This is a genomic window from Streptomyces sp. NPDC053474, from assembly GCF_044544845.1.
In the GTDB taxonomy this organism is placed as follows: domain Bacteria; phylum Actinomycetota; class Actinomycetes; order Streptomycetales; family Streptomycetaceae; genus Streptomyces.
In genome coordinates, this window is the sequence record NZ_JBITXV010000012.1 from 201,081 (window position 1) to 217,510 (window position 16,430).

A 16,430-nucleotide genomic window follows, 5' to 3' on the forward strand; every position below is an offset into this window, starting at 1 on the left:
CACAAGCCATGAAAGCTTGAATTACTGACCCCGAAACAAGATCGGCCGATAGCTCGGCCGCCCGGCTCGGACGGGGGTATCCGCCCATGGCGCGTACACCGGCACTCCTGGACGCCGCGGAGCGGCTCGGTCGTGAGGAGCTCGAAGCGCTGCAGCTCGAGCGCCTTCAGGACACCTTGCTGCACGCGTACGAGAACGTTCCCTTCTACCGGGCCGCGTTCGACGCGGCGGGGCTCAGCCCCGACGACTGCCATACGCTGCCCGACCTGGCCCGCTTCCCCTTCACCACGAAGGCGGACCTGCGGGCCAACTATCCCTTCGGGATGTTCGCCGTGGAGCAGTCAGAGCTGCGGCGCCTGCACGCGTCGAGCGGCACCACGGGCCGTCCCACGCTCGTCGGCTACACCGAGCAGGACCTGTCGATGTGGGCGGACGTCGTGGCCCGCTCGATCCGGGCCGCGGGCGGCAGGCCCGGCCACAAGGTCCATGTGGCCTACGGCTACGGCCTCTTCACCGGCGGGCTCGGCGCGCACTACGGCGCGGAGCGGCTCGGCTGCACGGTGATCCCCGCGTCCGGCGGCATGACCGCGCGCCAGGTGCAGCTCATCCTGGACCTCCGCCCCGAGATCATCATGGTGACGCCCTCGTACATGCTCACGCTCCTGGAGGAGTTCGAGCGGCAGGGCATCGATCCGCGCAACACGTCCCTCCAGGTCGGCATCTTCGGCGCGGAGCCGTGGACGGAGGAGATGCGGCACGAGATCGAGGAGCGGTTCGCCATCGACGCCGTGGACATATACGGGCTCTCGGAGGTGATCGGCCCCGGGGTCGCGCAGGAGTGCGTCGAGACGAAGGACGGCCTGCACATCTGGGAGGACCACTTCTATCCGGAAGTGGTCGACCCGATCACCGGTGAGGTGCTGCCCGACGGCGAGCTCGGCGAGCTGGTCTTCACCTCGCTCACCAAGGAGGCCATGCCCGTCATCCGCTACCGCACCCGGGATCTGACGCGTCTCCTTCCCGGTACGGCCCGGGTCTTCCGCCGCATGGAGAAGGTCACGGGCCGCTGCGACGACATGGTCATCCTGCGCGGTGTGAACCTCTTCCCCACGCAGATCGAGGAGATCATCCTGCGCACGCCGGGCCTCGCCCCGCACTTCCAGCTCTGTCTCACCAGGGAGGGCCGCATGGACGCCCTCACGGTGCGTGTGGAGTCCCGCGTGGACACGCCGCGCGGGCGCCGCGTCACCGCCGCGCGCGAGGTCGAGTCGGCGGTCAAGGACTCCATCGGCGTCTCCATCTCGGCGGAGGTCGTCGACCCCGAGTCGATCGAGCGGTCGGTGGGCAAGGTGAAGCGGATCGTGGACATGCGCAACCGCAAGCCCTGACGGAGGCCCCCGGGCGCGCACGCCCACTCACAGCCCTGCCAGAAAGCCACCCACGGCCCCCGCGAACCCCTCCGGGTCGGTCTCGTGCACGGTGTGCCCGGTGTCCAGCTCCACCAGCCGGACCCGCGCCCGCCGCCGGGCCATGTCCCGCGCCCGCGCGGCCCCGATGTCCACGACGACGAGGGCGCGCACGAGGCGCGGCTGCCGGCCCGCCAGGGCCCGTGCCAGGGGTGTGAAGGTGCGGCCGTCGGTGAAGTGGCCGTGCAGGGCCAGGAGTGCCGGGCCGTGGTCGCGGTAGCACAGGCGGTGCCCGCCGGGACCGGCGACGTACTCGACGGGCACGGCAGCCGGACGCTCGGGCCGGTGGCTCATGGGACGCGGAACGCTCGCCGGTAGGCGCCCGGGGTCGTGCCGGTCCGGGCGCGGAAGCGGCGCCGCAGATTGACGGCGGAGGAGAGGCCGACGCGGGCCGCGATCGCCTCGACGGGCAGGTCCGTCTCCTCAAGGAGGGTGCGGGCGGCGGCCACCCGCCGGGAGAGCAGCCACGCGCCCGGGCTCATGCCGAGCTGGTCGGCGAAGCGGCGGGCCAGGGTGCGGGGCGAGACGCCGAGGCGCGCGGCGAGGTCGGTCACCGACAACGGCGTCCCGAGGCGGTCGTCGGCCCATTCCAGCAGCCCGTCGAGCGCGTCCCCCGGCGGAGGCGGCGGGGCGTACTGCGCCTGGCCGCCCTCACGGTGCGGCGGCAGCACCATGTGCCGCGCGAGCAGGGCGGCGTACGCGGCCCCGTGGTCGTTCCGTACGAGGTGCAGGCACAGGTCGAACCCGGCGCCCGCGCCGGCGCTGGTGGCGACGTCGCCGTGGTCCACGTAGAGCCGGTCCGGCTCCACCCGCACCTCGGGGAACTCGCGCCGCAGCTGTTCGGCACGCGCCCAGTGCGTGGTCGCCGAGCGGCCGTCCAGGAGCCCGGTGCGGGCCAGCGCGAACACGCCGGAGCAGATCGTGGCCAGCCGCGCCCCGCGCGCGTGCGCCCGCAGCAGCGCTTCGCGTACGCCGTCGGAGAGCGGCTCCTCCACCGGCAGCCAGCCGGGGATGACCACGGTGTCCGCCGCCTCGATCGCCGACAGGCCCCGCGTCACGGACATCGCGTACCCACCCGTGGTCGGCACCGGGCCGGGCACCTCCGCGCACGTCTCGAACGCGTAGTGCCGGGGCACGCCCGGCCGCTGGGTGCCGAAGACCTCGACGGCGCAGCCGAGTTCGAAGACCGACTGCACCGGCCGCACCAGAGCCACCACGCGATGCATGGCACAAAAGTACCCCATGGCGTCAGGGCAGACTCTGCTCCGCCCGGCTCGGAGGCGGCACTGTGGTGGGCATGCACCCCGAGATACTCATGCAGGAGGGCTACACCTCCGTCCCTGCCGCCGAAGCCCCGGTCCGCGAGCTGTTCCCCGGCATCCGCGTCCGTCCCCTGTGGCGGGGGCCGACCGGCGCGCACGCCACCATGCTGGAGATGGACGCGGGTACGTCCTGGCCGCACCGCGACGTCCACGAGCCCGGCCCCGAGGAGGTCTACGTCGTCGCGGGCACCTTCAACGACGGGGCTCGCGACTACCCGCCCGGTACGTTCCTGCACGCCCCGGCCGGTTCGTGGCACGTGCCCTCGACGACCACCGGCTGCACGCTGTTCGTCTTCTATCCGGAGGGCTAGGGACGAGCCGGAGGGCTGGGGACGAGCTGCCGGGGCCGGGTCACTCCGCGTCCGGTGCGTCGATGATGTCGCCCTTCTTGTCGACGGTGTGCGTGCGCCAGTACACGTCCCACTTGTCGTCGACCTTCTGCGGCACCTTGCCCTCGGGGTAACGCGTGTATCCCTTCGGCTCCTTCGTGCCGTCCTTGACGCAGGCGGAGCCGGTCCCTCCGATGGTCATGACGGGGTACTCACCGCCGCCGCAGATGTCGTCCCGGAAGGAGAGGCCGGAGCAGCCGCTGAGCGCGACGACGGCGGCGGCTCCCGTGAGCGCGGCGACCACGGCCGTGCGGGTCCGTCGGCGGGAGGCGGTGCGCGGGCGGGTGGGGCTGGGGGACATGGTCGTCTCCTGTGGGTTGTCCGGTCCGCCTCCCACTGTGGTCGAACGTGCCCGCCCGGACCTGAGTACGCGTACTCAGGTCCGGGCCCTGGCGGTCGGCGGTTCGCGTACCGCGCCGCTGGAGTCAGCCGTCCGAGAACCGGTCCCGCAGCTCCCGCTTCAGGATCTTGCCGCTGGCGTTGCGGGGCAGTTCGTCCACGAACAGGACCCGCTTCGGGGCCTTGAACGCGGCGAGCTTCTCGCGGGCGTGGGCGATGAGTTCGGCCTCGGTGACCTGTGCCGTGTCGTGGGCCGGGACGACGACGGCCGTCACGGCCTCGATCCAGCGCGCGTCCGGCAGGCCGATCACCGCCGCCTCCGCGACGGCGGGGTGGGTGTAGAGGGCCTCCTCCACCTGGCGTGAAGCGACCAGCACGCCGCCGGAGTTGATGACGTCCTTCACCCGGTCGACGACGGTGAAGTAGCCTTCCGCGTCGCGCACGGCCAGGTCACCGGAGTGGAACCAGCCGCCGCGGAAGGCCTCCTCGGTCTCCTCCGGCTTTCCCCAGTATCCGTCGCACAGCTGCGGGGAGCGGTAGACGACTTCGCCCTGCGTCCCGTCGGGCACCTCCTTGCCGGTGACGTCGACGACCTTCGCCTCCACGAAGAGGACCGGCCGCCCGCAGGAGGCCATCCGCCCCTCGTGCTCGTCGGGCCCGAGGACCGTGGCGAGCGGGCCGATCTCGCTCTGCCCGAAGCAGTTGTAGAAGGCGAGCCCCGGCAGCCGTTCCCGCAGCCTCTCCAGGACCGGCACCGGCATGATCGACGCGCCGTAGTACGCCTTGCGCAGCGCGCTCAGGTCGCGGGTGGCGAAGTCGGGGTGCTGGGAGAGCCCGATCCACACGGTGGGCGGCGCGAAGAGGCTGTCGGCGCGGCCCGCCGCGACGAGGTCCAGGATCCGCGCGGCGTCGGGCCCGTCGAGGATCGTGTTCTCGGCCCCCACCGCCAGGTACGGCAGCAGGAACACGTGCAGCTGCGCGGAGTGGTAGAGCGGCAGCGAGTGCAGCGGCCGGTCCGAGGCCTTCAGATCCAGGGCGTGCACCGCGCTGACGTACTCGTGGATCAGGGCGCGGTGGCTCATCATGGCGCCCTTGGGGTGGGCGGTCGTGCCCGAGGTGTACAGGAGCTGCACGAGGTCGCCGCTGTCCGGCTCCTCCCCGTCGTACGGCGCCACGGCGGCGAGCCGCGTGAGCAGTGAGTCGGCCGCGTCGCGCAGGGGCACCACCCGCACGGTGTCCGGCAGCCGGGGTGCGAGGTCCGGGTCGGCGAGCACCAGCGTGCTCCCGGACTGTTCGATGACGTACGCCAGGTCGTCGCCGGTGAGGTTCTGGTTGACCGGCACGTGCACGAAGCCCGCCCGCGAGCACGCCAGGAAGCCGATCAGGTAGGCATCGGAGTTGTGCCCGTACGCCGCGACCCGGTCCCCCCGCCCGAGCCCGCTCTCCCCGAGAACCCGCACCGCCCGGGAAACGGCGTCATCCAACTCGGCGTACGTCCACACCCGTTCGCCGTACCTCAGGGCAACAGCCTGCGGCGAACGGCGTGCACTACGCCGCAGGACCCCGTCGACCGTACTGCTGCGGACATCCGTCATGGCGTGATCCTGTGGGTCGCCGGGGCGGGGGTCAAGAGGGGGGCCGTGCCCTCTTGGCGACGGCTCCTGGTGTGCTGACCAGGCCGCTCATCAGGGCACGTTGTTAGGGTCCCGGTCATGACGCGACTGAAGATCGAGATATCCGTTCCGGAGACGCATGTGGAGGTGGTGGTCGAGGCGCTCCACGCGGCCGGGGCGGGGCGGGTGGGTGAGTACGCGCGGTGTTCCAGCGTGTGGAGCGTGACCGGTAGGTGGCAGCCGCTGCCCGGTGCGCAGCCGTATGACGGGGAGGTGGGTGTGGTGCGGCACGGCAGGGAATGCAGGGTCGAGTCCGTCTGTGAGGTGGAACAGGCCCCTGCCGTCCAGCAGGCGGTCCGGGATGCCCATCCGTATGAGGAAGCGGTCATTCACTTCCTGCCTCTGTACGAGCCCTGAGGGGGCCGCCTCGGTGCCTTCCGGGACGGGAGCAGCCCACCGTCAGGCGAGCCCCGCCTCGATGGCGCGGCGGACGGCGTCGGCCCGGTCGCGGATGGCTGCCTTGGCGAACAGGTTGTTGATGTGGGTCTTGACCGTGGCCTCGCTGATGAAGAGCTTCTCCGCGATGGCGCGGTTGGGCAGGCCCTGGCCGATCAGTGCGAGGACCTCGCGTTCGCGGGGTGTGAGGTCCTCGGGCAGGGCCTGTCCCCGTGTGGGCGCCTTGGTCCTGACGGTGGCGAGCAGCCGGTCCTGGACCTCGCGGTCGAGCACGGACTGACCGGCGGCAGCGGCCCGGATCGCCCGGGTGATGTCCTGGCGGCCCGCGTTCTTGGTGAGGTAGCCGCGGGCTCCCGCGCCGAGCGCGCCGAGGATCGAGTCGTCGTCGGCGAAGGTGGTGAGGACGACCACCGCCACCTCCGGGTGCTCCTCGTTCAGTCGGCGGGTTGCCTCGATGCCGTCCATCACGGGCATCCTCAGGTCCATCAGGACGACGTCCACCGGCCCGGCCGCGACTGCGGTCAGCACCTCGCCGCCGTGCGCGGCGGACGCGACGACGTCGATGTCCTCGGTCAGCCCGAGCACCGCGGCGAGCGGTTCCCTCACGGCGGCCTGGTCGTCGGCGACGACCACCCTCAGCCGCCGCGGCTCCTGCGTCGGTTCACTCATCCCGGGATCACTGCCTCCACTTGCCAGCCGCCCTGGTACGGCCCGTCGGTGACCGGGCCCGCGGTGAGCGTTCCGCCGAGCAGGGCGACGCGTTCGCGCATTCCGATCAGCCCCATTCCGCTGCCGACGTCCACGCTCACCTTACGGGTGGCGGGGCGGTTGCGGACGCTCAGCGTGGTCGATGAGGCGGTGAACTCCAGCTCCACGCCGACCTCTCCCCCGGGCGCGTGCCGAGCGGCGTTGGTCAGTGCCTCCTGGGCGATGCGCAGCAGGTTCTGGGTCACCTGGGCCGACACGGCGCGGACGGTTCCGGTGACGGTGAGGGCATCGCGATGGCCCGTCGAGGCGAGCATCGCGGTCAGGCTGTCCAGGAGCGGCAGCGCGTCCTCGCGCAGCGCGTGCACGGTCCACTGTGCTTGTTTCAGGCTCTCCTTGACCAGGTCGTGGGCCTTGTTGTTGGCCGCACGCACCCGGTCCAGGTCGCCGGTGTCGAGCAGCGCGTCGGCCAGTTCCAGCTGCATGTTGATCCCGGCCAACGAGTGTGCCAGGACGTCGTGCACGTCCCGGGCGATGCGGCTGCGCTCGGTCAGCACGGCGGTCCGGGCCTCGGCCCGGGCGGCGCGCTCGGCGGACTCCGCCGCGTCGATCGCCGCCCGTACGGCCCGGCGCTGGCTGCGGTTGATGATGCCGATCAGGACCGGGGTGCCGGTGGTGAGACCGAGCGTCCAGGGCAACAGCTCGTGCCCCGGGCCGAGGTGGAAGTACAGGACGCCGCCGCAGAGCAGGCCGCAGGCCCCGGCGAGCACGAGGGCCTGCTTGGTCTCCAGCCGGTAGCCGATGTGACCGGCGAGGAAGAAGGCGAAGAGGTAACTCGTGCCGCTGCTGCTGACGCCGATCAGGGCGGCCGCCGCGACGATGCCGAGCGACAGCCAGACCAGGGCGAGGTACTGGGGAACCTTGTGCTCGGGCAGGCGCCGGGCCAGCAGCGCCGCCGCGTTGACCACGAAGAGGACGGCGACGGCCAGGCCCCGGCCGCTGAAGCCCATGGGCCGGATGGTCGGGACGCCGACGGCGATGACGGCGAGGGACACGGCCCACTGCACCCGCGGGTCCTGCCCGGGAACCGGCCGCGGGCCCGCGTCCCGCTCCGCGGCCTGCTGGGGCGTCGGGGCACTCGGCGTAGCGGACACGGGCAGAACATACTGCATGGTCAGGCCGCACGGTCGACGGCGGGCACGGGGCGGGTCACCGTCAGGCCGCGGCTCCGGCTCCGGCTGCGTATGAAGATCGTGGCCACGCGCGTCACCACTTCGGTGAGTGCCATCAGCACGAACGCCGTCACCCAGGCCTGCTCGCCGGTGATGTGGTGCGCGAGGCTGAACCGGGCCACGTCGTCGGCTCCGCCGCCGTGCTCGACCCACATCTGGAATCCCATCCGCGCGCCCATGCCCGCGACCCACAGGATCGCCGATACCGCCCCCGCCTTGATCAGGACGTGTCCGTCGAGCGTGCGGATCCGGGTGTAGACGCCACCGGCGACACCGAGCGCGGCTCCCACGCCCATCAGGGCCGCGATCAGCACCAGGTCATGGCCCGCGGTGGGGAGGGAGTCCAGGTACGAGTACGCCACGAAGGCCACGATTCCCAGGGGGACCAGGAAGGTCTTGAGGTCGAGTCGGTCTTCCCGCAGCTGCCGGAAGACGACCAGGACGAGGGCGATGTCGGTGATCCACTCCGTTGTCGTCATGCCCTCAAGGCTCCTGCGACGAGGCCCGGAACACCTGGACCCATGGGTGGAACCGGGGGTGGAGATCAGCCGCCTCGCCGATCTCCACCCTGCCGCGTCAGGATCTGCGCGGCCACGGCCGTGGGGTGCTCCGCCGCAGGTTCTCCCGTCCCAAGGTCTTGACAACTCGATTGGTCTGGACCAACTTTGCGCAACAGCGGTGGCCGCCGTCGTCGCTCACGCACTTCACCTCTCTCCCCCCAGGAGGCACCCCGTGGACCGTGTACGCCAGGACAGACCCGGCGCCCGCCGGAGGATCAGCGCGGCGATGGCCGTCGGTGCGGCCGCCGCGCTCGCCGTCACCGCGCTCGCCGCGCCCGCGCAGTCCGCGGACACCCACGCGACCGGCACCAAGGCCGCGAGCACCGGAGCGGCCGGGGCCGGGGCGGCGGACGTCAACGTCGCCAAGAACGCCGGGTTCGAGGCGGACCTGAGCAACTGGACCTGCGCGGCGAACAGCGGCGTGGCCGTCACGTCCCCCGTGCACGGCGGCGCGAAGGCGCTCAAGGCCACCCCGTCCGGCCAGGGCACCGCCGAGTGTTCCCAGATCGTCGCGGTGAAGCCGAACTCGACGTACAAGCTGACCAGTTGGGTGCAGGGCGGCTACGCCTACCTGGGCGCCCGCGGCACCGGCGCCACCGACGTGTCGACCTGGACGCCGGGCACCTCGTCCTGGCAGCAGCTCTCCACCAGCTTCACCACCGGCGCGAACACCACCTCGGTCACCGTGTACACCCACGGCTGGTACGGGCAGAGCGCGTACTACGTCGACGACGTGAGCGTCTTCGGGCCCGACGGGGGCGGCGGCCCCGACCCGGTCGAGATACCGCCCGTCCCGGCCGGTCTCGCGGCGGGCACGGCGACGCCCACGTCGGTGGACCTGTCCTGGACCCCGTCGTCCACAGCCACCGGTTACACCGTCTACCGCGACGGCACGAAGGTCGCCTCGGCCAGCGGCGCCTCCACGACCGTCACCGGCCTCACGCCGGAGACCACGTACAGCTTCCAAGTGAGCGCGTCGAACGCGGCGGGCGAGTCGGCGAAGTCGACAGCGGTGTCCGTACGGACCCCCAAGGGCGACGGTGGCGGCGACGGCACCGTGCCCCGGCACGCGGTGACCGGCTACTGGCAGAACTTCAACAACGGCGCGACCGTGCAGAAGCTGCGGGACGTGTCCTCGCAGTACGACATCATCGCCGTGTCGTTCGCGGACGCCACCACCACCCCGGGGCAGATCACCTTCAACCTGGACCCGGCCGTCGGCTACTCCTCCGTCGCCGACTTCAAGGCGGACATCGCCGCGAAGAAGGCCGCGGGCAAGTCCGTGATCCTCTCGGTCGGCGGCGAGAAGGGCACCATCTCCGTCAACAGTGACGCCTCCGCGACGGCGTTCGCCAACAGCGCGTACGCGCTGATGCAGGAGTACGGGTTCAACGGCGTCGACATCGACCTGGAGAACGGCCTCAACCCCACCTACATGACGAAGGCGCTGCGCCAGCTCGCGGCGAAGGCGGGCCCGAAGCTGGTGCTCACGATGGCACCGCAGACCATCGACATGCAGTCCACGTCCGGCGGCTACTTCCAGACGGCGCTGAACGTGAAGGACATCCTCACCGTCGTCAACATGCAGTACTACAACAGCGGTTCGATGCTCGGCTGTGACGGCAAGGTCTACAGCCAGGGCAGCGTGGACTTCCTGACCGCGCTCGCCTGCATCCAGCTGGAGGGCGGCCTCGACCCGTCGCAGGTCGGGATCGGCGTCCCGGCGTCGACGCGCGGCGCGGGCAGCGGTTACGTGGCCCCGTCGGTCGTGAACAACGCCCTGGACTGCCTGACCCGCGGCACCGGCTGCGGCTCCTTCAAGCCGTCGAAGACCTACCCGTCGCTGCGCGGCGCGATGACGTGGTCGACGAACTGGGACGCGACGGCGGGCCACGCGTGGTCGAACGCCGTCGGCCCGAAGGTGCACAGCCTTCCGTAGCGAACGAACGCCCCGGAGGGGCGGGCCGGGCCGCACACGGTCCGTCCGCCCCTTGGGGCCTGTGCGGTCCCGGCCCGCCCGGCCTCCGGGGCGGCCGTCGCGGAAGGGCGCGCTCAGAGCGGTGTGAGGACGCAGAACTCGTTGCCCTCCGGGTCGGCGAGGACCGTCCACGCCATGTCGCCGCCCACGTCGACGCGCGTCGCGCCGAGGCTCTGGAGCCGGGCCACCTCCGCCGCCTGGTCGTCACCGGCGTAGGGGCGGAGGTCGAGGTGGACGCGGTTCCACACCGTCTTCGGGTCGGACGAGCGGAGGAATTCCAGGTACGGGCCGACGCCCTCGGCGGAGCGCAGGGCCGCACGGTCGTCGGTCACCTCATGCACGGTCCAGTCCATCGCCTCGCCCCAGAACCCGGCCATGGCGCGGGGGTCCGCGCAGTCGACCACGACGGCGGCCATCGGCCCGGTGTCCCGGTAGACCTCCCGAGGTTCGAGGACGCAGAACTCGTTGCCCTCCGGATCGGCGAGGACCGCCCACGGGACGTCGCCCTGGCCCACGTCGGCGGGCGTCGCGCCGAGGTCCGTCAGGCGGGCGACCAGTTCCGCCTGGTGGGCCGCGGAGGTGGTGGCGAGGTCGACGTGCACGCGGTTCTTCACCGTCTTGGGCTCCGGGACCCCGATGACGTCGACGCAGACGGCGGCGGCGTTCGGGTAGGAGAAGCCCTCGGGTTCGACGTTGGTCTCGGCACCCTTGTCGCCGGTGACCTTCCAGCCGAGTGCCTCGGCCCAGAACCGCCCGACCGCGGAGTTGTCCCGAGCCTGCATCGAAATCTGAACGAGTCGTGTCGCCATGCGGGTGATCATATGCCTGTACTGATCAGGCGCCACTGGGTTACCCGGGACGCTGGCTTCGGTGCCCTCTGGCGGCCGTCATGCCGCCGTGCCCTCAGTCGTCGGGCTCCGGGAAGGCAGGCGTGATCGTGCCGTCGGCGTCCAGGCCGTTGGGCCACCGCACGGGGAAATTGAACAGCCAGGCGTATCCGGCGTCGGCGGCCTTCAGGGCCACGTGTTCGGCGCCCACGGGGTCGCCGTCCCGCTCGCGCATCCGGAAGAGGCGGAGGAGGGCGTGGGGATCGCCGGTCTCGGCGGCTCGGCGGTACAGGAGTTCGGCGCCCTCCCCGGCACGCGGGTCCGCGTCCGGGAGAGGGGGGAATCCCTCGGCGTCCGCCGCGCTTCGGGCCAGGCGTTCGACGCCTTCCGTGTCGCCCGCCCGTTCGTACGCCTGGGCCAGTCGGAACAGGGCCAGCGGGTCCCCGGCCTCGGCGGCCTGCTGGTACAGCCGCTCGGCGCCTTCGAGGTCGCCCGACCTCTCCGTCAGGGCGGCCTTCGAGTAGAGGGCGGCCGTGCCTGCCACGACGGGACCGCCCAAGTCGGCCGTACGACGGATCAGTTGGTTCGCCCACGTCAGCCGGGCACTCCTGAAGGCCGCCGTGGACAGGGCGAAGAGATCCCCGGCGGGCAGGTGTGCGTAGGCCGCGTACCAGAAGGACGAGGGTGGGAACCGCGTCCGGCGTGCGGTGCGGCCGACCTGTACCAGGTAGTCGGCGAGACGGAACGCTTGGTCGGCGGGCGAGGCTTCAGGGTCTCTCCGTTCCCGCGCGGGGCCGGGCCGCAGCGGCCGCAAGGGCGCCATGCGGCCGTGGACGGGCGCGGTGGCTTCGGCGAGCGCCCCCACGGCCCAGTCACCGGTCAGGCCGTCGTACGCGGAGTCGGTGAGGTAACCGGTCGCCGCTTCGGTGAGGAAGGACAGGGGCAGCGCGACTCCCGCGCCGTAGCGGCGGGCGTCGATCGCGGCGTCCAGGAGAGCTCGCGCGACCGGGGTGGACGTGTCGTAGCGGCGCAGGAGTTCCGGACCGCCCGCGAGGAACTGCGGCACGCGCCCGGCGTGACTCCAGGCGAGGGCCTCCGCGAGGGGCGCGTCGCCGTGCCGCGCCAGGGCACCGGCGGACCTCAGCGCGTCCTGGTCGAAGGCGTCCGGGACGGGGATGAGGCGTCCGGCGAGCAGGTCGCGGGCCTGAGGGTGCGGATCGGGTGCTCCGGGCGCGGGCGGGTCGGTGTACTGGTGCGCGTACGCGGGCCACAGGGTGCCGAGGACGAGGACCGGGCCGCGCCCGGGCCGTACGAGCAGGTCGTGCAGCGCGGCTGCGAGCCGCTCGCCGTGGCGGGGCTGGCCGAGGTAGTGCTGGGTCTCGTTGAGCCACACCACCGTCCGGGGACGCACGTCGTCGAGGCCGCGCAGGGCCGCGTCGGCGCGCGTGGGATCGACCGGGTGCCACAGGCGCCAGCCCTTCGGCGCGAGCGGCTTGACCGCTTCCCAGCAGGCACGGGTCTTGCCGGTGGAGGAGGACCCGACGAGGACGGCCATGCCGCTGGTGCCCTCGGCGGCGGCCGACACCACGCGGGCCAGGGCCCGGTCGTGGGCGCGCGGGACGTATCCCGGCAGCGTCTGTCCGACGGCCGTGGACGCCGGGCGCAGCGCCGGGTGGACTTCCAGGTCGAGCGGGTCCCACTGGCTGATCGGTCGTGAGGTGTCCTGTACGGCAGGGGGGGTGACGGCGGCGCGGGCGGCCCGGAGCACTCCTTGGGTGGCGGGCTCGCGTTCGGCGTCCGGCAGCGTACCGATCAGGGCCTCGGCCACCTGGAGGGCGTGGGGCAGCGCGGGAGCGGGGTCGCGGAGCGCCCGCTCGATCGTGGACTTCCCCAGGCGCGTTCCGGCGGCTTCCAGGCGCTGGGCGATCTCGCGCAGGCTGAGACCGGACTCCTCCCGCAGCACCAGGAGATGGTCGTGCAGATCGCTCCGTCCGGCTGCCCGGCTGTCTGTCGCCGCCTCCTCTTCCGCACGCGCCTGGCGCAGCCGCAGCTCCAGCGCCCTCGTATCGTCCTCGGCCAGGCCGAGGGAGGACGTGAGACGGCGCAGATCGGCTTCGCTCATGAGGCGCTCGCCGTTGAACACCCGGGACAGCGAGGCGGGGCTCAGCTCGATGGAGCGGGCGAGTTCGCGCAGGGTCAGCCCCGACTCCGCGCGGCGGCGCCGCAGTTCGACGGCGAAGGAGCGGAGCGCGGGCGACAGGTCCTGTCGCAGCGCGGCCATGGGACGTCCGGCGCGTCGCGCCGTCATGCTGGATCACCACCCCCGGCATCGCCGTTCAACTGCGTTGTTTCCATTGTCTCAGAAACTCTGGGACAGTGGTGGGAGGGGACGCCACCGTCAGCCCTGTCCCCTCGTCGTGCCCGCAGGGCACTTCGCCCCGAGGGGGTCTTGGTGTCCGTCGTCGTCGCGGTGCTCCTGGGGTGCACCTCCCTGGCCGCCGCGGTCTGCGCGCGCGTGGGCTTCCGCCTCGCGCTGGCGGACGGCGCCGGTCGCGCCAGGGCCTGGGGCGCGGCCGGGGCGTCCGCCATGGCCGTGATCACCGATGTGTGCACGGTCGCCGCCACCCTTGAGCTCGGGGACGGGCGCCCCAGGGCCTCCCGTGTCGCGGTCACGGTCGTCACCGTCGCCCTGGCGCTCTTCCTCGGGTTCGTCGCGTACGACGTCACCGGCCCGGCCCCCGCGCCCGCCGCGGGACCGCCCGCCGCCGCGCTGAGCAGGCCGAAGCGACTGGCCTCCGCGGCCACCGCGTTCACCAGTACGTTCATCGTGCTCGCCCTCGTCCTGCCGCTGCTGAGCTGACGCCCGGTGGAAGGGCGCCCGGACGCCCGATGGAGGGGCGCCCACCGCCCGGCAGCCGTCCCGGGCGTCGGCCGCGGAGACCGGGGCGCGTGCGGGGAAGGGACCTTACAGCACCGCCACTTGAGCCGCCCCCGCCCCGCGTCCGCCCCCCCCTTACGGAAGGTCCGCGCGGAACTTCTTCGTCAGGTCCGCTCCCCGGACCACACCGCCCGAGTGGTACTTCAGCGCCCAGGCGTCGATGACCGAACCGTCGCCGAACATGCAGCCGGGGATCGCCTTCTCCGGGTTCGTCTCGCCCTTCTTGGCCCAGCCGCCGCCGTCCGTCGCCCGGGGGCCGTACATCGCCGTGCCGTTGAGGGCCTTGCAATAGCCGAGGGACGGGTTGCCGGGGTGGCCGCCCGGGTCGGCGGGCTTGTGGACGTAGGCGAGGGCGGCGAGCGTCGGCTTCGTGGCGGCGAGCGTGTCCGCCGCGATGGTCAGCTTCGAGCCGTCGTCCGCGGTGAACACGCACATCTCCCGTTCGCCGCCGAGGCGTACGATCTGGGTGCCGGTCTTGGTGTAGTACGGCACCTGGACCTGCGCCTTGCCGCCCTGTTTCACGCACCAGGCCGCGGCCGGGGATCTGTGGTGGGCGGAGGCCCCCGCCGAGGAGCCGTCGGCGGCGCTGGCCGCCACGGCGCTGCCCGACAGCAGCAACAGGACACTCATGGCGAGGGCTTGGGGTCGCTTCATGTTTCCTCCAGTAGGACTCAAGGGGCTCCTGGGGCTCGCTGGACATCTTCAGGAAGGGAGTTATCGCAGGTCAACGCGGAAGCGACCGGCAATCGACTCCCCGCGCGACAACGTCGTGATCACGCACCCGGCCCGCCCGTGACATGCCGCGATGACCAGCGAGTTCCGGCCAGTAATTCACCCGTAACAGGCGTGGCCGCGTGCCCGGCCGGAGAAACTGCACCCCATGACCACGTCAGCACGCACGTACGACAGAGGGAGCGGGGCCCACGCGGACGACGGCGCGGCCGGTGCGGGCGCCGGGCCGCTGCATCTGTATCTGCTCGGCGGCTTCCGCGCCGAGCGACCCCTGGGCGTACCGCCCGCCGCGCGCTGGCCGCGCCCCGGCGCCCGCACCCTGGTGAAGCTCCTGGCCCTCGCCCCGGGGCACCAGCTGCACCGCGAGCACGTCATGGCCGCCTGCTGGCCGCACGCCGAGCTGGGTGCCGCGCTGCGGAACCTGCGCGTCGCCCTGCACACCGCGCGCCACGCCCTGGAGCCCGAGCTCAGGCCCCGCGCCGCGTCCTCCTACCTCACCGCCGACGGATCACTGCTGCGCCTGGTGCCGGGGGCCGTGCTCATCGACGCGGACCGTGTCGAGACCCTGGCCGACAACGCCTTGAGGTGTGGGGGCGTGCCCGAACTGACCGCCGCGTTCGAGGCGTTCACCGGCGAGCTGCTCCCCGAGGACCGCTACGCCGCCTGGGCCGACGCCCGGCGCACCCGCCTGGCCGACCTGCGGGCCGCGACGGGCCTCGCGCTCGCCGAGCGCCACCTCGCCGAGAGCGATCCGGTGCGCGCGGCGACGGTCGCCCGGCGCGTCCTCGACCAGGCCCCCGCCGACGACCGGGCCCGCCGGGTCCTCAACGAGGCTTCCCGGCGCCGGGAGCGCGCGGTCCCGCGCGAGGACGTCGACCTCGAGGCGGCGCGCGTCCGCCTCGACTGGGCGCTCACCCTTGACCGTTCGGGCCGCTACGACGAGGCCATCGGTGTGCTGCGGCAGGCCCTGGCCGCGTACGCACTGCGCGGCCACGCCGACGCCTGCGCCCTCGCCGCCGCCCGCCTCGCGGAGGTGCTCGCGCGCCGCCACCGCCCGGCCGAGGCCCACGCGAGCCTGCGCGCCCACGCGCCGGGCCCGGCGGCCCCGGCCGAGGTCAGGGCCGCGCATCACATGGCGCGGTCCCTGGTCCTCTTCTACGAGGGCGCGTACGAGGCGGGCCTCGACGCGGCGCGCACCGCCCAGGCCGCCGTGGGCAGTGCCCCGCCGACGGCGACCGCGGGCCTCGCCCCGGCGCCTCCCCCGTCCGCGCGCTCCGCGCTCCTGGCCCGCTCCCTCGCTCAGCAGGCCGCCTGCAACGGCCTGCTTGGCCGCTTCGAGCAGGCGGTCGCCCCGGCCGAGCAGGCCCTCGACGCCGCCGAGGCGTCCGGTGACCCGGCCCTGCTCGCCACCGTGCTCTCCGTCCTGCGGGAGAACGCGCGCCGCGCGGGCGACCTCCGCCAGGCCCTGCGCCACGGCCGCCGCGCCCTCGCCCTGGCCGAGCAGGCGGGCCGCCCCACGGCCACGGCGTTCGAGCGGGCCAACCTCGCCGAACTCCAGCTGTCCCTGGGCGACGCGGTCGAGGCGGAGCGCCTGGCGCGGGCCGCCGTCGAGCTGGCCGAGCCCTTCGGCGGCACCGTCCTGGCCTTCGCCCTCACCGCGCTGGCCCGGGTCCGCACCGCCGCGGACCCGGCCGGGGCCGCCGCCCTGCTCGACCGCGCCGAGCACCGCGCCCGCGAGGGCGGCCACCGCCAGGCCCTCGACGAGGTGCGCGCCGCCCGCGCGGAGTGGGCCGCGCGGCACTGAAGGAACCGCACGCCCCACGGACCACCTGGCGTACGCCCTCCAGACACGTTACGTACCGGTTGGTACGCT

16 protein-coding genes are annotated in these 16,430 nt (G+C 72.9%); 6 read left to right on the plus strand and 10 right to left on the minus strand.

Going from position 1 to position 16,430, the window contains the following annotated elements; genetic code table 11:
* The first annotated feature begins 86 nt into the window (after positions 1–86).
* Positions 87–1,388, plus strand: coding sequence for a phenylacetate--CoA ligase PaaK (gene paaK, locus ACIG3E_RS27875; protein ID WP_399621910.1), 1,302 nt, complete (start codon positions 87–89; stop codon positions 1,386–1,388).
* A 27-nt stretch (positions 1,389–1,415) separates the two neighbouring features.
* Here the strand turns inward: paaK and ACIG3E_RS27880 are convergent, their stop codons facing one another.
* Both ACIG3E_RS27880 and ACIG3E_RS27885 read right to left on the minus strand, forming a co-directional pair.
* A complete protein-coding gene (locus tag ACIG3E_RS27880) occupies positions 1,416–1,760 on the minus strand; it encodes an alpha/beta hydrolase (RefSeq protein WP_399621912.1) in 345 nt (114 codons plus the stop codon).
* Positions 1,757–2,692, minus strand: a complete 936-nt coding sequence (locus ACIG3E_RS27885) for a GlxA family transcriptional regulator (RefSeq protein ID WP_399621914.1) — start codon at positions 2,690–2,692, stop codon at positions 1,757–1,759. Before ACIG3E_RS27885 ends, ACIG3E_RS27880 begins: the two co-directional genes overlap by 4 nt.
* Positions 2,693–2,763: 71 nt before the next feature.
* On the opposite strand from ACIG3E_RS27885, the gene ACIG3E_RS27890 reads away from it, so the two are divergent.
* Positions 2,764–3,099: a cupin domain-containing protein gene (locus tag ACIG3E_RS27890; RefSeq protein WP_399621917.1), complete on the plus strand. Its 336-nt coding sequence runs from the start codon at positions 2,764–2,766 to the stop codon at positions 3,097–3,099.
* A 40-nt stretch (positions 3,100–3,139) separates the two neighbouring features.
* On the opposite strand, the gene ACIG3E_RS27895 is transcribed toward ACIG3E_RS27890, so the two are convergent.
* Together ACIG3E_RS27895 and ACIG3E_RS27900 are read right to left on the minus strand one after the other, a co-directional pair.
* Positions 3,140–3,478 (minus strand): SCO0607 family lipoprotein, encoded by a 339-nt coding sequence (locus ACIG3E_RS27895; RefSeq protein ID WP_399621919.1) that lies wholly within the window; start codon positions 3,476–3,478, stop codon positions 3,140–3,142.
* Positions 3,479–3,602: 124 nt separating this feature from the next.
* The gene (locus ACIG3E_RS27900; RefSeq protein ID WP_399621921.1) at positions 3,603–5,111 is read right to left on the minus strand and encodes an acyl-CoA synthetase; all 1,509 of its coding nucleotides are present in this window, start codon (positions 5,109–5,111) and stop codon (positions 3,603–3,605) included.
* Between the two features lie 117 nt (positions 5,112–5,228).
* On the opposite strand from ACIG3E_RS27900, the gene ACIG3E_RS27905 reads away from it, so the two are divergent.
* Complete coding sequence (locus ACIG3E_RS27905; protein WP_399621924.1) at positions 5,229–5,546, plus strand: hypothetical protein; 318 nt, start codon at positions 5,229–5,231, stop codon at positions 5,544–5,546.
* A gap of 42 nt (positions 5,547–5,588) precedes the next feature.
* Here the strand turns inward: ACIG3E_RS27905 and ACIG3E_RS27910 are convergent, their stop codons facing one another.
* The 3 genes from ACIG3E_RS27910 to ACIG3E_RS27920 are packed head-to-tail and all read right to left on the minus strand — an operon-like array spanning position 5,589 to position 8,001.
* Positions 5,589–6,254, minus strand: a complete 666-nt coding sequence (locus ACIG3E_RS27910) for a response regulator (RefSeq protein WP_399621926.1) — start codon at positions 6,252–6,254, stop codon at positions 5,589–5,591.
* A complete protein-coding gene (locus tag ACIG3E_RS27915; RefSeq protein WP_399621928.1) occupies positions 6,251–7,462 on the minus strand; it encodes a histidine kinase in 1,212 nt (403 codons plus the stop codon). The genes ACIG3E_RS27910 and ACIG3E_RS27915 overlap by 4 nt, the downstream gene beginning before the upstream one ends.
* Positions 7,463–7,464: 2 nt before the next feature.
* The gene (locus tag ACIG3E_RS27920) at positions 7,465–8,001 is read right to left on the minus strand and encodes a hypothetical protein (protein WP_399621930.1); all 537 of its coding nucleotides are present in this window, start codon (positions 7,999–8,001) and stop codon (positions 7,465–7,467) included.
* A 253-nt stretch (positions 8,002–8,254) separates the two neighbouring features.
* Here ACIG3E_RS27920 and ACIG3E_RS27925 point away from each other — a divergent pair, with 253 nt between their 5' ends.
* The gene (locus tag ACIG3E_RS27925; RefSeq protein ID WP_399621933.1) at positions 8,255–10,021 is read left to right on the plus strand and encodes a chitinase; all 1,767 of its coding nucleotides are present in this window, start codon (positions 8,255–8,257) and stop codon (positions 10,019–10,021) included.
* A gap of 113 nt (positions 10,022–10,134) precedes the next feature.
* On the opposite strand, the gene ACIG3E_RS27930 is transcribed toward ACIG3E_RS27925, so the two are convergent.
* Both ACIG3E_RS27930 and ACIG3E_RS27935 read right to left on the minus strand, forming a co-directional pair.
* Positions 10,135–10,869 (minus strand): VOC family protein, encoded by a 735-nt coding sequence (locus ACIG3E_RS27930; protein ID WP_399621935.1) that lies wholly within the window; start codon positions 10,867–10,869, stop codon positions 10,135–10,137.
* A 94-nt stretch (positions 10,870–10,963) separates the two neighbouring features.
* Positions 10,964–13,195, minus strand: a complete 2,232-nt coding sequence (locus ACIG3E_RS27935; protein ID WP_399621939.1) for a helix-turn-helix domain-containing protein — start codon at positions 13,193–13,195, stop codon at positions 10,964–10,966.
* A gap of 144 nt (positions 13,196–13,339) precedes the next feature.
* Here ACIG3E_RS27935 and ACIG3E_RS27940 point away from each other — a divergent pair, with 144 nt between their 5' ends.
* Positions 13,340–13,747 carry a hypothetical protein gene (locus tag ACIG3E_RS27940; RefSeq protein WP_399621941.1) on the plus strand — a complete coding sequence of 136 codons (408 nt, stop codon included), beginning with the start codon at positions 13,340–13,342 and terminating at the stop codon, positions 13,745–13,747.
* 153 nt (positions 13,748–13,900) lie between these two features.
* On the opposite strand, the gene ACIG3E_RS27945 is transcribed toward ACIG3E_RS27940, so the two are convergent.
* On the minus strand, positions 13,901–14,479 hold the full coding sequence (locus ACIG3E_RS27945; protein ID WP_399621943.1) for a hypothetical protein: 579 nt from the start codon (positions 14,477–14,479) through the stop codon (positions 13,901–13,903).
* Between the two features lie 226 nt (positions 14,480–14,705).
* Between ACIG3E_RS27945 and ACIG3E_RS27950 the strand changes: the two genes are divergently transcribed.
* The gene (locus ACIG3E_RS27950) at positions 14,706–16,361 is read left to right on the plus strand and encodes a hypothetical protein (RefSeq protein WP_399621946.1); all 1,656 of its coding nucleotides are present in this window, start codon (positions 14,706–14,708) and stop codon (positions 16,359–16,361) included.
* The last annotated feature ends 69 nt before the right edge of the window (positions 16,362–16,430 follow it).